The sequence below is a fragment of the candidate division KSB1 bacterium genome (assembly GCA_024655945.1).
Lineage (GTDB): Bacteria > Zhuqueibacterota > Zhuqueibacteria > JANLFK01 > Oleimicrobiaceae > Oleimicrobium.
Genome location: JANLFK010000010.1, coordinates 128362 through 143274, shown reverse-complemented (window position 1 = coordinate 143274; position 14913 = coordinate 128362). Strand labels below are relative to the sequence as shown.

Here is a 14913-nt window from a genome sequence, read left to right as displayed (position 1 = left end):
AAAGGTAAGCCTTACTGGAACCTTTTAGCCTTAGGTGAAGGCAAGGGTGGCCGAAGAGCTTATCTTGGCGCAGCTTTATCTCCAGATAAGAGTCAAGCTTCTTGGATAAGCCTTCTTGAAGCTTTAGAGATTCCTAATAGCGGACGGGGGTTACTGGTTATCCACGATGGTGACCAGGCTATCGCCACTGCCTTAGGCTTTATCTTGCCTAAAGCTAAAAGTCGCCTATGTGCCTGGCATCAACTCCGCAATGTCTTCCTTAAGACAAGGGAACTATTTCCTAATGACTGGGACAAAGTGAAACAGGCTGTTCAGGTAGCCAAAATGAGACTGGAAACTAAAGAGCCAAAGACAACGTCACCTTTGGAGAGGGGTATAAAGGAGTACCGGAGGCGCACTAGACCTATGGATGGCTTCAAGTCTCCTATGGGAGCTGCTAACTTCTTGAGAATCTGGCTAGCCAAAGAAAATGCCAGAATAGCAAAGGAAGATTGGCTTAAGGCTGTGGTAAACTAAAGAGAAGAAAGACCGGAAGACTAACATAAGGTAGATGACCTGCTTCCTCAAAGAAAAAGCCTGAATAGATGATACACTATCAGTGGACGCCGCGCTTTTTTGCCATCGTGGCGATCATCTTCCTGTACGTTCTGGTCTCCAACTGGTTCGGCCTATTGCCCGGGCTCAGTGCCTTTGGCGTAGTGGAAGAGCACGCGGCGCAGTCGGCCGCTGCGCACGCACAGGGAGCGGTGGAGGCCGTCGCCGAGCTGAGCAAGGACCATGCGGCCGAGAAGGTCATCATCCCCCTTTTCCGCTCGCCCAGCACCGACTTGAACAACAACTTTGCCTTGGCACTGCTGTCGGTGTTCATGACGCAGGTGTTCGGGGTCGTGGCCCTTGGGCCTCGCTATTTTGCCAAGTTCTTCAACGTGAGGGTGCTGGCGAAGGCGCTGCACCCCTCGCCTGGGGGCCAGCGCCAGTCTGTCCGCGCGCGGCTGGCAGCCGTTGCCTTTGGGGCCATCGACTTTATGGTGGGGATTCTGGAGGCCATCAGCGAGGTCGCCAAGGTCATCTCCTTCTCCTTCCGACTCTTTGGCAACATCTTCGCCGGCGAGGTGATGCTCCTGGTGCTCGCTTCGCTGGTGCCGCTGGTGCTGACGTTGCCTTTCTTGGGGCTTGAAGTCTTCGTGGGGCTGATCCAGGCCTTCATTTTCTATATACTGACATTGGCGTTTTTCACTGTTGCGACTACTGCCCACGGCCAGGAGGGGAAAGAGCACGAGACGCAGTGAACGAAAACGGAGGTAGCACGGACTATGGATGCTTCGACCATGAAGCTGCCTGCCGCGGGTTTGGCCATAGGTCTGGGAGCCTTCGGCCCCAGTATCGCTATGGGCGTCTTGACTTTCGGCGCGTTGCAATCCATTGGGCGCAATCCCGAGGCCACCTCGCGGATTCAGACGAGCATGTTTATCGGCATCGCCTTTGCCGAGGCAATTGCCATTTATGCCCTGGTGGTGGCCTTGATCCTTTTGTTTGTGGTCTGAAAGCGCACGCCTTGACAGGAGGGCTGCTTCTTGGACGCACTGAGACCCCTGGGGATTGATCCTGCGCTCCTCATCGCCTACCTGATCAATTTTGTCCTGCTGCTTCTGGTGCTTCGTGTGCTGCTGTATCGGCCGGTGCTCAAGATGCTGAGCGAGCGGCGGGAGAAGATCGGCGAGTCGCTGGCCCAGGCCGACAAGGTCAAGGAGGAGGCAGAGGTGCAAAGGGTCGCCTTCCAGCGGGAGTTAGAGCAGGCGCGCCAGGCCTCGCAGGAGGCAGCCAAGCGCATCGCCCAGGAGACCGAGAAGCTGCGCGAGTCCATCCTTGCCGAGGCGCGCCGCGAAGCGGAGGAGATCCGCCAGCAGGCACGCCAACAGATCGAGTTAGAGCGACAGCAACTGGTCGCGGATCTCCACCAGCAGGTAGTCGATTTGGCCGTGGAGCTGACGCCCAAGACGCTGCGCAACACGGTGGCCGTTGACGAAAAGACGCAGCGGCGTCTCATCCGGCAGTTCCTGGAGCAGAACGGAGGACTTGCGTGAGGCGCGGGGGCATGCGCGTGGTGGATACCGGTGGGCCCATCATGGTGCCGGTGGGCCCCAAGACCTTAGGCCGCATGGTCAACGTGCTCGGCAAGCCCATCGACAATGCCGGCCCGGTGGAGGCAGAGCAGTATTATCCCATCCACCGGCCGGCCCCGTCATTCGAGGAACAGGTCACGCAGGCCGAGCTCTTCGAAACGGGATTGAAGGTCATCGACTTGGTGGCGCCGTTCACCAAAGGCGGCAAGACCGGCGTGTTCGGTGGCGCGGGCGTCGGCAAGACGGTGATTATTGCCGAGCTCATGTTCAGCTTGGCCAAGGAGCACGGCGGCTTCTCGGTGTTCGCCGGCGTGGGGGAGCGCACCCGCGAGGGGACGCAGTTCTGGCACGAAATGAAGCAGATGGGGGTGCTGGACAAGACGGTGATGGTCTTCGGGCAGATGAATGAGCCGCCTGGCGTGCGCCTGCGCGTGGGGCCGACCGGCCTGACCATGGCGGAGTACTTCCGCGACCAGGGGCGCGACGTCCTGCTGTTCATCGACAACATCTACCGCTTCGTGATGAGCGGCTCAGAGGTTTCGGCGCTCCTGGGCCGCCTGCCCAGCGCCGTCGGCTACCAACCCACCTTGGGCACCGAGATGGGCGAGCTGCAGGAGCGCATCACCTCCACCAAGCGCGGCTCCATTACCTCGATGCAGGCGGTGTACGTGCCTGCCGACGACTACACCGACCCGGCGCCGGTCACCACCTTCGCCCACCTGGACGCAACCATCTCCTTGGAGCGCTCCATTGCCGAGCAAGGGCTCTATCCGGCAGTGGACCCGCTCGCCTCGACAAGCAGGATTCTGGACCCACGCATCGTGGGTGAGGAGCACTATCGGGTCGCGCGCGGGGTGCAACAGGTGCTGCAGCGCTACAAAGACCTGCAAGATATCATCGCCATCTTGGGCATCGACGAATTGAGCGAGGAAGACAAGCTGGTGGTGTCCAGGGCGCGCAAGATGCAGCGTTTCTTCTCCCAGCCGATGTTTGTCGCCTCGCAGTTTACCGGCCGCGAAGGGCGCTACGTGCCGGTACAGGAGACGGTGCGCGGCTTCAAGATGATCTTAGAAGGGCAACTGGACGACCTTCCGGAACAGGCCTTCTACATGGTGGGCACCATCGATGAAGCCATTGAAGTAGGCAGAAGCATGCGCGTGTAGGCTGCCATGCCGTTGCGACTTGACATTGTCACCCAGGAGCGCGTCCCCTACTCCGGCGAGGTGGACATGGTGATCGCCCCTGGCATCGATGGCGTACTGGGGATACTGCCGCATCATGTGCCGCTCATCACTGCCTTGGTGCCCGGGGAGCTCCGCGTCAAGCGAGGGGCAGAAGAGGAAATCTTTGCCATTGGTGGCGGTTTCATGGAGGTTCTGCCCGATGGCGTCACCGTGCTGGCAGATAGCGCCGAGCGGGCCGAGGAGATCGACATCGAGCGCGCCTTGGCGGCACGGCGCCGCGCCGAGGCTCGCCTGCAGGGGCGCACCCAGGAGCAGGTGGATTTTGCGCGGGCCGAGGCCGCCCTGCACCGGGCCATCGTCCGTCTGAAGGTGGCCCAGAGCGGTCGGCGCCGTCGCCGCGGGCCAGGCACTGAGAGCGGCCCTCCTCCCTTGGATGACCGCACCTGAGGCAGAAGGCCCTGCAGAGGGCACTGCGCAGCCAAGGCGGGCGCCCCATCGCGGACGAACAGTGCTCGGGCGTTGTCTCCCCGCTCGCTGCTAAGTACCGCGCCACGAACCCCAGGAGGAGATGCGTGCATAGCAAGGGATGTTTCTCCGCTTCGAGGGGGTGGCTGCATCGCCTGCCCTCCCACTTTTGGCTGGGCATAGGACTGGTTGCTGTGGCGTGGCCCTTAAACTGGTCCCTGCGCGGGATGCGCACGCACCTACTCTTCTTCCCCTTATGGCTGGGTTATTGCTTAGCGGGGGATGGTCTGGTGGTTCTTTGCAAAGGGAATTCGCCCCTCACACGCGGCAGATGGGCGTACGGTTGGCTCTTTCTCTTTTCAGTGGTGGCCTGGTGGCTCTTCGAGCTCATCGACCTGCGTACCCAGAACTGGTTCTACCTCGGTCGCGAGCGGGTTTCGGACGTGATGTATGCCATCCTCGCCTCGCTCAGCTTTTCCACCGTGATGCCGGCGGCGTTCACCAGTGCCGAGTGGGTGGGCTGTGCCCTGCCCGCGACTAAGAATGCGCCGGCGCAAAGCCGCATCGGCAAGGGGGTGCTCGTTTTGAGCATTGCAGGCGGTTGCCTCATGCTCGCCTTGCTGCTGGCCTGGCCAAACTACTTTTTCCCTTTGGTGTGGTTGTCTCTGTTTTTTTATCCTGGACCCGCTCAACGCCTGGTCTGGCCGGCCATCGCTTGTCGCCAGCGTCGCGGCCGGAAACTGGCGGCCGGTGTGGGCCTTGTGGGGCGGCGTGATGCTGTGCGCCTTCTTCTGGGAGATGTGGAGCTACTACTCCTACCCCAAGTGGGTCTACCGGGTGCCGTTGGTTGGCGCCAGGCGCCTTTTTGAGATGCCCTGCCTGGGTATCTCGGCTATCTACCTTTCGCACTGGAGCTGTACGCGCTCTTTCATCTTTTGGCTGCTCTCCCAAAACTTCGAAGTGTCACAAAGCTTCTGGACCTGTGAAGAGCGGTGCCAGACGGATGCAGATAGAGACGAACCCCCCAGCCATTCCCAACCTCGACTACCAGTGCTACCTCGACGCGCTGCGCGAGTTCAATACCTACCAGGAAGACTGGCTCACGGTCGGGTATGCGCCCAAAGGTTTCTATCTCAAGGACCACTGCCTGATCAAGGCCGGAGGCTTGTACCACCTCTTCCACATCGCCGGCACGCCAGATGTGAGCTGCTGTCTTCCAGGAAATGAACTCTGGATTGGCCATGCCACTACGGCTGACTTTCTGCAGTGGCAGACCCACGAGCCCTGTCTTTACGTGCGCCCAGGCTGCTGGGATGGCGGCCACGTGATCGCCCCCTTTGTGGTGGCTCACGAAGGGCGCTTTTGGATGCTGTACGCCGGCTGTAGCGTGGACAATACGCAGCGCATTGGCCTCGCGGTCTCTGATGACTTGTTCACGTGGGAACGCGTGGGCGACCGCCCCGTTATCCGACCGGAGGAGTACGGCTGGGCCTTCTGTCCCACGCAGGGCGGGGCCTCATGCCGCGACCCCCACGTGCTGCGAGTAGACGAGCAATTCTTGCTCTACTACACCGCCGTGACCAAACAGGGGCGGGCCTGCGTTGCCCTTGCCACCTCGCGCAACCTCGTCGATTGGCAGGATTGCGGGCCATGCTACATCGCGCCGGACTTGACCCCTTGCGAGTCCAGCAACGTGCAGGAAATGGGGGGACGCTACTACCTCTTCTTTGGTGGTCACGTGGAGCATTGGGCGTACGTGGTTTCCGATACCCCGTGGTCCTGGCCCACGCAGCAGCCGCGGCCCGTGGCCAGCGGCATCACCGGCATGGAGGTGGTGTGCAGGCACGATCCACTGTGGCTGGTCACGTTCTTTCGCCTGGGCAAAGGGCACTGCTCGGGCGGCTTTCGTCTTTTCCTGGGCATCTTGGACTGGTCGGCGCCGTTGCCTTGGATCGACCAGGTGGTGAGCGGCGCGCAGTTGCAGCCCTTCGTTCTGTGAGAGGACATGTGTGGAGTTGACGGCAGCTGCGTATTGGGCATCCCTCCCATGGAGGTGGCATGATTGATTTCAAAGAGCATCTGTACGAGGACGATCCTTCCCAGGGGCATCCGGATGTGCGTACCAGGCTGCGCGACGGGTACTATTTCTTTCTGGGCAACGGGCGGATACAGGCGGCCGTGCAAGTCTCACCGGCTGGCGAGGGCACGCCACTGGGCCTGTTGATCATGGATCCGGAGCGCCTCGGCAAGAAGCGTGAGGCGCTCAGCTTCGACAGCCAGACCGGGCTCGAGGCCACTATGCTCAAGGTGGAACTTGGCGAAGGCACCTACACCGCGTCCGGCTCCGGCCTGCAGGTGCGGTGGAGCAGCCGCCATGGTGCGCCGGCCGTGGAGGCAACCTGGCAGGCCGGCAGCGCCCAGGTGAGCGAATTCTTCTCGTGCCCGCTGCCCGAACAGCCTCTCCTGCTGCGGGAGGTGGTCATCCATCTCCCTGAGGAGGCCAAGGGCGTGACCCTCCACACCGGGCTGCGCGACCAGCGCGTACGCAAGGAGCTTCGTCCTGGAGCAGACGGGGCCGTGGCCCACTCATTCTGCTATCGTCTCGAGAACGGCCAGGTGAGGTTAGAGCGAGAATTTCCCGTAGACCTGCGTTCTGCGAGGTCGGCGGACAGCTCTGCAACCGGTGTGAGCCTCCGTTTCGGCCACGAGCTTTTGGAGCACTTTTTCAACGCGGCACGGGTGCAGCTGCCGGCGGCCCTTTCTGCCTCCGGCCGCATGGATGGCAGCATCTGGCAGTACAACCGGGAATGGGTGCGGGACCAGGCCATTGTGGCGCACGGGTTCCTTTTGGCAGGACAGCCGGCAAGGGCGCGCACCATGCTGGAGCGCCTCTTTGCGGAGTTTGTGACCGCAGAGGGCGACACCGTGGACTCCAGCGTGCGCCGCAGCCCGGACGAGGTGGAGCTTGACCAGGGAGGGGTGCTGCTCTCTGCGCTGGCATCCTACTGGCATTGGACGGGCGATCTCAGCCTGGCCAACCGTCTGTGGCCGCGTGTGGTGGCGGTAGCGGAATTCCCCTTGCGCCCTGTGTTTCGCCATCCGCAATCGGGTTTGTTGACAAACTGCCGGGAATTCTGGGAGCGCCACCGGCTCTACGGGATCCAGCCAGGCATAGAGCTTGCGCATCAGCTCTACGCGTCTGTCGGCTTGCGTGCTGCGACCGAGCTGGCCGAGGCACTGGGGCATATGGCCCACGCGAAGAAGTGGCGGCAGGAAGCGGAGACGCTGTGGGAGGCGGCGCTGCATCACGCCACGCACAGCTTGGTGGACAAGGGTCGGCTTATCAAGAGGCGGGGGCTGGACGGTCGCGTCCAGGAGAGCATCACTCCCACTGCCGAGGCTCAGCTTCATCCGAGCGTGCCGCTGGCTGGCCCTGGGCCCCACTTCCTTGACCCGGACACTTCCTGTGTGCTCCCGATAGCCCTGGGCATGGTGGACCCCGCCTCGCCCGTGGCCAAGGGCACGCTGGCGAGCATGGAGGAGTTGTGGAATCAGGCGTGGGAGATCGGCGGCTACGGCCGCTACCACGTCTCCTCGGAGCCAGATTCTCCAGGCCCATGGCCCTTTGCATCGCTGTTCGTGGCGCGCGCCTACGTGGAGGTCGGAGATGGCGAGAAAGTGTGGCGTGTCCTGCGCTGGCTGGACTGGATCCCTGGGGGCACACCTGGCGCCTGGTTCGAATTCTACGGCCCGCGCCCATCGCCACCTTGCCCGCAAGTGGGGATTATCCCATGGACGTGGGCAGAGATGCTCCTCCTCTTGGTGCAGCACATCGTCGGCCTGCGGCTTGGGGGCAGCAGCTTATCTCTTCGCCCAAGGCTGCTGCCTGGCATAGACCACATCGAAGGCGAGTTTGCCTTGCGCGGCGCACGCCTCCGCCTGGACATCAAGAGGGCCGAATCGCCGGCGCAAAGTGCCTTCCGCACCGACGGCCGCTTGCTGCGTTCCGGCCCCCGCGAGGCCGTTCTGGCCTACCCAGACGGAGATATCCACGTGGAAGCGGTTGTTCCGTAACGTGCGGCTGTGCTCAGGGACAGGGAGGGTCGAGATTATGACCAGCAGGGAGCGGGTGCGCACGGCCTTGGCTCACCGCGCGCCCGACAAGGTGCCCATCGACTTTGGCAGCACGGCGGTGACGGGGATGCACGTCACCTGCGTGGCGGCGCTGCGCGAGTACTACGGACTCGAGAAGCGGCCGGTCAAGGTGCATGAGCCCTACCAGATGCTCGGGTGGATCGATGACGACCTGCAGCAGGCGCTGGGCATCGACGTGGAGGGCCTGTATTCGCGCACGACCATGTTCGGCTTTCCCAATGAGAACTGGCACGAGTTCCGCCTCCCGTGGGGCCAGATCGTGCTCGTCTCCGAACACTTTCGTACAACCGTGGACCAGAATGGGGATTTGCTCATCTATCCCGAAGGGGATACCACTGCGCCGCCCAGTGGACGCATGCCAGTAGGCGGGTACTTCTTCGACACCATTGTTCGCCAGCCGCCCATCGTGGAGACGGAGCTCAATCCCGAGGACAACCTCGAGGAGTTCGTGCCTCTGTCTGCGCAGGACGTGGACCACTATCGGGCCGAAGTGCGGCGTCTGAGTGGGCGCTCGCGGGCGGTGGTGGCAAGCTTCGGAGGAACTGCCTTCGGCGACATCGCCTTGGTGCCGGCCCCTTTCCTCAAATACCCCAAGGGGATTCGCGACATTGAGGAGTGGTATATCTCCACGGTCACGCGACAAGACTACCTGCACCGGGTTTTCGCAAAACAGACCGAGGTTGCGCTGGCCAACCTGGAGAAGATCCACGCAATTGTCGGAGACCTGGTGGATGTGGTCTTTGTCTGCGGAACGGACTTTGGCACTCAGACGTCCAGCTTCTGTTCGATTGGCACCTTTCGCTCGCTGTATGCGCCCTACTACAAGCGCGTCAACGACTGGATTCATCAGCACACGCCCTGGAAGACCTTCAAGCATTCTTGCGGCGCGGTGGAGCCGTTTGTCGAGGCGTTTCTCGAGATCGGATTTGACATCCTCAACCCGGTGCAATGTTCGGCGGCGGGCATGGACCCTGTGCACTTGAAACGGCGCTACGGTGACCGGATAGCGCTCTGGGGCGGGGGAGTCGACACGCAGAAGACGCTGCCCTTTGCCTCCCCGGCTGCGGTACGGGAGGAGGTGCTGCGGCGCTGCGAAGTCTTTGGGCGCGACGGGGGGTACGTGTTCAATGCCGTCCACAATATTCAGGCCAACACGCCGGTGCAGAACATCGTTGCTATGTTTGAGGCAGTCAAAGAGTTCAACGGCGAGCATTAGGGTCGCGCGTCACCTAGGTGGTCGTCCCAGTAGCGAGAGGAGATGTGCCATGAGAGCGCGCGTGGTAGTCATGTCCGTGGCGACGGCGCTCCTTTGGTCGGCTTCTACGGCTTCGGCGCAGGCGCCGCTTCCGTTCGCCCAGGCCTACGACGCCATGCTGCCTGCGCCGCCGGGAGCGCTGGGCAACGGACTGCTCGGCTATGTGAATCCGGCGGTCTTGTCCTACGTGCATGGCCCCGAGCTGCGGTTGGTGTTCGTCCGGCGTGAGGGGGCGTTGCATCAGTGGGGGCTGTTCACGGCAGCGCCGCACCTCGGCTTCGGAATGGTGGAGGATCGCTCTTTGGACAAGGACGTTCGCTCCTACCATGCCGCAGTTGCTGCAGGTGGCGGTGGCCTGTCCTTCGGTGCCGGTTACGGCTGGTCGCAGACCGGAGGGGGACAGTTGTGGTACGGGGGCCTGTTGGCGCGGCCGGTGCGCTTCGTCTCCTTGGGCCTGGCCGGATGGCATGCGCCGCACCAGGACCGCCAGGAGGTGAGCTGCGAAGTGGGGCTCCGCCCGTTGGGCACCGACGTGCTCACCCTCTTTGCGGACGGGAGCGTTCGCGGGCGGCAACGGGTCGCGGACGGGCGTTGGTGCGTGGGGGGCGCCCTGCAGCCGGTCACCGGCATCTATGTCGTGGGCCGCTACTTTCGCGACGGCGCCTTCACCGTGGGATTGAGCCTGAGTCTGGGCAAAGCTAGTTTCGCCGTGCAGCGCCGCAGTCCTAAGGACACCGGTCCTGACGACCTCGCTTACACCGTGCGAGTGGGCAAGGCCACGCCTAACTTCGTCGATTCCCACCTCTTGCGCGGCAAGTGCTGGCTGCCCATGGAGTTGAAGGGCGCGGTGGTCTACCAGCGCCGGCGCCTCATGGATGTGGCAGGGCACAAGCTCAGCGACCTTCTTTTCACTCTTCAGGATGCCGCCGAAGACCCCCGCGTGGCAGTTGTGGCGGTCAACTTGTCCGGAGTGGACGTCACTGCGCAGCTGGCCTGGGAGCTGCGCCGGCAACTGGCCGAAGTACGGCGTTCCGGCAAGAAGGTCATCGCCTACATCGACCGCGGCGACATGACCGAGTACCACCTGGCCAGTGTCGCCGACTGGGTGGTCATGGACCGCGAGGGGATGTTGACACTCCTTGGGTACGTGACCGGCCGCACTTTCCTGAAGGGGACACTCGACAAGCTCGGAATCGGTTACGAGGAGTGGCGGTACTTCAAGTACAAATCGGGCGCCGAGGTACTTTCCCGCGAGCAGATGTCGGAGGCAGATCGTGAGCAGAGGCTTGCCTGGCTCCAAGACCAGTACGCCATCGTGCGCGACGAGGTGGCGGCATCACGGGGCTTTTCTCCGGCCTATTTCGACTCGCTGATCAACAACGCGGGCGTCTTCCTGCCGGAGCAGGCTATGCGCGCTCATCTGGTGGACACCATCGGCAGGTGGAAGGATGTCGACCAGCTCCTCGTGTCTGTAGCCGGCGGGAAGAAGAAGAAACTGGCGCCTGCAGAGCTGGCCAATCGCCAGTATCCTCCAGCCGAGTGGGGGAGCAGGCCGCAAGTGGCGGTGGTCTATGCGATAGGCGAGTGCGACATGGAGCAAGGCATCAATGCGCGGAAGCTCGAGAAGGACCTGCTGCGCATAGCCGAGCGGCGCCGCGTGAAGGCGGTGGTGGTGCGGGTCGACTCGCCCGGCGGGGATGCACTCGCCTCGGACCTGGTTGCCGAGGCCATGAAGAAGTGTCGCGCGAAGAAGCCAGTCATCGTCAGTCAGGGCAGCGTCGCCGGGTCAGGCGGATATTGGCTGTCCATGTACGGCGATGCCATTGTGTCGACCCCGGCAACCATCACCGGCTCCATCGGAGTAATCGGCGGTTGGCTGTGGAACAAGGGCTTGGGCGAACGCCTTGGCATGTCCAGCGACCACGTGCAGGTGGGCGAGCATGCGGACCTTGGCTTCGGCATTACCTTGCCCCTGCTTGGGGTGGAGATTCCTGACAGGAAACCGACTCTCCAGGAGCAAGAACGGCTGGAGGTGCTCATCCGCACCCTGTACAGAGACTTTGTCAACAAGGTGGCCGAAGGCCGGCGCATACAGCCGGATGCGGTCGAGGAAATCGCCCAGGGGCGTATCTGGTCGGGCGCTGCGGCGAAGAGCCGTGGCCTTGTCGACGAGCTGGGTGGCCTTCAGGACGCCCTGCAATTGGCCAGGCAACGGGCGCAACTGCCGGCGGGGGCCAGGATTGAGGTGGTTGAGCTGCCACGCCCTGGGTTGATAAACCCGGAGGTGCTCATGCCCAAGGTGGCGCCGCTGGGGACGAGGGACATTCTTCCGCCGCAGGAGCTGCGCTACCTCAGGCTCATCGCCCGCTTCCCTGGTCAGCCGCTTCCTGTGCTCCCTCCAGATCTGCACCTGGTGCGATGAGTGTTATGAGGCGGCGTATTGCAGGCGAGCGGGACGGCAGCCAGGAGAGGCCGCCTTGGCATCCCACCGGCTGGCCCAGGGACAGATGCAGGGCCCTTGATCGGAGGGGTGGTTAAAGATGCGCTGTGCCGCACATTTCGCTTGACTTTCTCCGGGAATTCGTTACATTAGCTATTGGTTGCGCGCCCCACTCCCCACATCCGGAAGGAGGTGATCCCTGTGGCAGAGAAGGCATTCTGTGTGAAGTGTCGGAAGATGGTCGACATCGCCAACGCCCAGCCGGTGACGATGAAGAACGGCTGCCCCGCCCTGAAGGGCAAATGTCCCGTCTGCGGGACCGGAGTGTACAAGATTCTGCCCAAGAAGTAGCATCACCACCCAGTCCCCCTTTTCAGGAGCTGCTCACAGGTGTCAATACAGCCAGGGCGGACCGTCCGGTCCGCCCTTCTCACCCAGAGCGGCCGAGGAGCCTCCCCTGCGATGGCGAGTGCTGGCCACGAGGCCGGAAGGAGTGCCTGGCTGCGCTGCGGCAAAGCCCGCGGCCAATGGTCCATCGGCCGGACTCCGCAGGTAGCTCTTGAGTTTCCCCACTCTCCCACCTGCGCCGTGGCGCCTTAAAGGTGCCCATGCACGACCTACCCCAAGGCAGGAGCGTTTCCTTGTGGCTGGCGGCGAGGCTCCGCCATGGCCCTCCACGGGCAGGTGCCCACGCAGTGACCTGCCGTCTTCCCGGATGACAAGCAGCCAAGTCAATCTTGTCCAAACCCTCCCCCTTCGCCATGCACGCCGGCCGCGCAGGGACCACTGGAAAGCTGCCCCCTGTGGCGCCACACTGCGGGTGTTTCGGCTTGATTGTTTTTTGAATTTGTTGTACATTTCCAGGTGCTTAAACAAGGGCAGCAGAGGAAATTGGAGAGATGTTAGCCGATTTTGAAGAGAGAGTTGCCAACCTCCGCGAGCGGTTGCTTCAGCTCCGGGGGTGTCTTTGACCTGGATAACAAGCAACGGCAGATCCCTGAGCTTGAGGCGACCACGCAGCAGCCGGGCTTCTGGGATGATCGCGAGCGCGCACAAGAGCTCATGCGCACGCTGAGCTCCTTCCGCGAGGATGTGCAGACCTGGAACGACCTGAACAAGCGCTTGGAGGACATCGAGGTGTTGGCGCAGCTGGCAGAGGAAGAGCAAGACAGCCAGGCGGAGGCGGAAGTCGCCAGCGAGCTGCGCCAACTGGAGCAGGCGATCGAAAAGATAGAGCTGGAGACCATCCTTGCCGGGGAGGACGACGCGAAGAGCGCCATCCTCACCATCCATCCCGGGGCAGGGGGAACGGAAAGCCAGGACTGGGCGCAGATGCTCATGCGCATGTACTTGCGCTGGATCGAGCGCCGTGGCTTCACCGGCGTGGTCATGGACGTGCTCCCTGGCGAGGAGGCGGGCATCAAGAGCGCGACCATCGAAGTGCAGGGCAAGTACGCCTACGGCTACCTGAAGGCGGAAGCAGGTGTCCATCGCCTGGTGCGGCTTTCGCCTTTCGACTTTAACAATCGCCGTCACACCTCCTTTGCCTCGGTGTTCGTCTACCCGGAGGTGGAGAACGACGTGGAGATCCACATCGACCCCAATGACCTGCGCATCGACACGTTCCGGGCCAGCGGCGCCGGCGGTCAGCACGTGAACAAGACTAGCTCGGCGGTGCGCATCACCCACATCCCTACCGGCATTGTGGTGCAGTGTCAGAGCGAGCGCTCGCAGCACCGCAACAAGGACTTTGCCATGAAGATCCTCATGGCGCGCCTGTACCAGAAGAAGAAGGAGGAAGAGCAGGAGCGCCTGGAGAAGATAGAGAGCACCAAGCGGGAAATCGGCTGGGGCAATCAGATCCGCTCGTACGTGCTTCACCCCTACAACCTGGTGAAGGACCATCGTACCGGGGTAGAGACCAGCAATACGCAAGCGGTGCTGGACGGGGAGATCGACGAGTTTATCCGGGCCTATCTGCTGCAGCAGCGCGACGGCCGGAAGGCGGCGTGAGCCAAGGGTGAGAGGAGCCGGCGCGCAGTAGATGGCTTTCCAAGACTGGGTTTCTGTGGCGACGCTGGGGCTTACGCTGGTCGGCGTTGCGCTGGGCAGCTATCCGGGCCTGCGGATGAATCGCGCGACCATCGCCCTGGTGGGGGCGACCAGCTTGGAGCAAGCTTACCGGGCGGTAGATTGGAGCACCATCGTGCTCTTGTTTTCCATGATGGTGCTGAACATCAACCTCCGCCTGGCCGGGTTCTTTCGCATCGTCTCTGCGCGTGTCGTCGGTTTCGCCCGGACGTCCCGGCAACTTCTGTTTCTCATTGTCGTCGTCTCCGGGGTATTGTCCGCGGTGTTTCTCAACGACACCGTGGTGCTCATGTTCACCCCGTTGCTGGTGGAGATCCTCAAGTCGCTGCGGCGGGATCCGGTGCCGTACTTGGTGGCGCTGGCCACGGCGGCCAACGTCGGGTCGGCGGCGACCATCATCGGCAATCCGCAGAACATGCTCATCGGCATGGCGTCTAAGATCTCCTTTGGCCGCTTTGTAGCAGCGATGGCACCTGTGGCCCTGGCAGGCCTGCTGGTGTGCTACGCGGTAGTGGTGCTGGTCTACCGCCGGGAGTTCAAGCAGAATTCGTTCCACCCGGTGGTCGGCTACCAGGTGCGGACGTCTCGGCCGCTGCTCATCAAGAGCCTCATCGCCTTTGGGCTCATGATGGTAGCGCTGGTTGCCGGCATGCCGACGCCGCTTGCGGCGCTTGGCGCGGCATCGACCCTCTTGGTGACCAGACGCATAAAGCCGGCGCGGGTGTTCACGGAGCTCGACTGGTCGCTGTTGGTCTTTTTTGCCAGCCTCTTTGTGGTCACGCACGCGGTGAATGTGTTAGTGGTCAGCGGGCTGCACGGCGACCTTGGGAGGCTGGCCTCAGGCAGGGGCCTGGCCACGTTGAGCGCAGTTGCGGTGGTGCTCAGCAACTTAGTGTCGAACGTGCCGGCAGTCCTGCTGCTGCGCCCCATAGCTTTTTCTTGGCCCGAGCCGAATGTCGCGTGGTTGACCCTGGCGATGGCCACGACCTTTGCGGGCAACCTGACCCTGCTCGGCTCGGTGGCCAACCTCATCGTTGCCGAGAGCGCCCGGGCGCGGGGCGTACGGCTGAGCATTGCTGAGTACCTGAAGGCGGGTGTCCCGATCACCCTGCTCACGGTGGCGCTGGGGGTGATCTGGTTGACCCGGTGGGCATGAAAGGTGTGTTCTGAGCAGGCGGACTGAAGCGCGAACGGGCGAGG

General features: G+C 62.6%; 14 protein-coding genes. All 14 read left to right on the top strand.

The window, feature by feature from the left end; genetic code table 11:
- Positions 1 to 516, top strand: a 516-nt coding sequence (locus tag NUW13_12445; GenBank protein MCR4439826.1) for a transposase, incomplete at its 5' end; no start/stop codon positions are given.
- A gap of 68 nt (positions 517 to 584) precedes the next feature.
- On the top strand, positions 585 to 1289 hold the full coding sequence (locus NUW13_12440; protein ID MCR4439825.1) for a F0F1 ATP synthase subunit A: 705 nt from the start codon (positions 585 to 587) through the stop codon (positions 1287 to 1289).
- 24 nt (positions 1290 to 1313) lie between these two features.
- Positions 1314 to 1544, top strand: coding sequence for an ATP synthase F0 subunit C (gene atpE, locus NUW13_12435; GenBank protein MCR4439824.1), 231 nt, complete (start codon positions 1314 to 1316; stop codon positions 1542 to 1544).
- A gap of 30 nt (positions 1545 to 1574) precedes the next feature.
- On the top strand, positions 1575 to 2084 hold the full coding sequence (atpF, locus tag NUW13_12430; GenBank protein MCR4439823.1) for a F0F1 ATP synthase subunit B: 510 nt from the start codon (positions 1575 to 1577) through the stop codon (positions 2082 to 2084).
- Between the two features lie 11 nt (positions 2085 to 2095).
- The gene (atpD, locus tag NUW13_12425) at positions 2096 to 3286 is read left to right on the top strand and encodes a F0F1 ATP synthase subunit beta (protein ID MCR4439822.1); all 1191 of its coding nucleotides are present in this window, start codon (positions 2096 to 2098) and stop codon (positions 3284 to 3286) included.
- 6 nt (positions 3287 to 3292) lie between these two features.
- Entirely contained in the window at positions 3293 to 3754 is a 462-nt protein-coding gene (locus NUW13_12420) for a F0F1 ATP synthase subunit epsilon (GenBank protein ID MCR4439821.1), read from the top strand.
- A gap of 212 nt (positions 3755 to 3966) precedes the next feature.
- Complete coding sequence (locus tag NUW13_12415; GenBank protein MCR4439820.1) at positions 3967 to 4641, top strand: hypothetical protein; 675 nt, start codon at positions 3967 to 3969, stop codon at positions 4639 to 4641.
- A 134-nt stretch (positions 4642 to 4775) separates the two neighbouring features.
- A complete protein-coding gene (locus NUW13_12410) occupies positions 4776 to 5771 on the top strand; it encodes a hypothetical protein (GenBank protein MCR4439819.1) in 996 nt (331 codons plus the stop codon).
- A gap of 59 nt (positions 5772 to 5830) precedes the next feature.
- The gene (locus NUW13_12405) at positions 5831 to 7846 is read left to right on the top strand and encodes a hypothetical protein (protein ID MCR4439818.1); all 2016 of its coding nucleotides are present in this window, start codon (positions 5831 to 5833) and stop codon (positions 7844 to 7846) included.
- A 34-nt stretch (positions 7847 to 7880) separates the two neighbouring features.
- The gene (locus tag NUW13_12400) at positions 7881 to 9143 is read left to right on the top strand and encodes a uroporphyrinogen decarboxylase family protein (GenBank protein MCR4439817.1); all 1263 of its coding nucleotides are present in this window, start codon (positions 7881 to 7883) and stop codon (positions 9141 to 9143) included.
- 49 nt (positions 9144 to 9192) lie between these two features.
- On the top strand, positions 9193 to 11604 hold the full coding sequence (locus NUW13_12395; GenBank protein MCR4439816.1) for a S49 family peptidase: 2412 nt from the start codon (positions 9193 to 9195) through the stop codon (positions 11602 to 11604).
- A gap of 219 nt (positions 11605 to 11823) precedes the next feature.
- Positions 11824 to 11973 carry a DUF5679 domain-containing protein gene (locus NUW13_12390; protein MCR4439815.1) on the top strand — a complete coding sequence of 50 codons (150 nt, stop codon included), beginning with the start codon at positions 11824 to 11826 and terminating at the stop codon, positions 11971 to 11973.
- Positions 11974 to 12521: 548 nt separating this feature from the next.
- A protein-coding gene (gene prfB, locus NUW13_12385) for a peptide chain release factor 2 (GenBank protein MCR4439814.1) occupies positions 12522 to 13635 on the top strand; the annotation gives its coding sequence in 2 pieces (ribosomal slippage) (positions 12522 to 12578 and positions 12580 to 13635; 1113 coding nt in all).
- 31 nt (positions 13636 to 13666) lie between these two features.
- On the top strand, positions 13667 to 14869 hold the full coding sequence (locus NUW13_12380) for an anion transporter (GenBank protein MCR4439813.1): 1203 nt from the start codon (positions 13667 to 13669) through the stop codon (positions 14867 to 14869).
- Positions 14870 to 14913 lie beyond the last annotated feature (44 nt).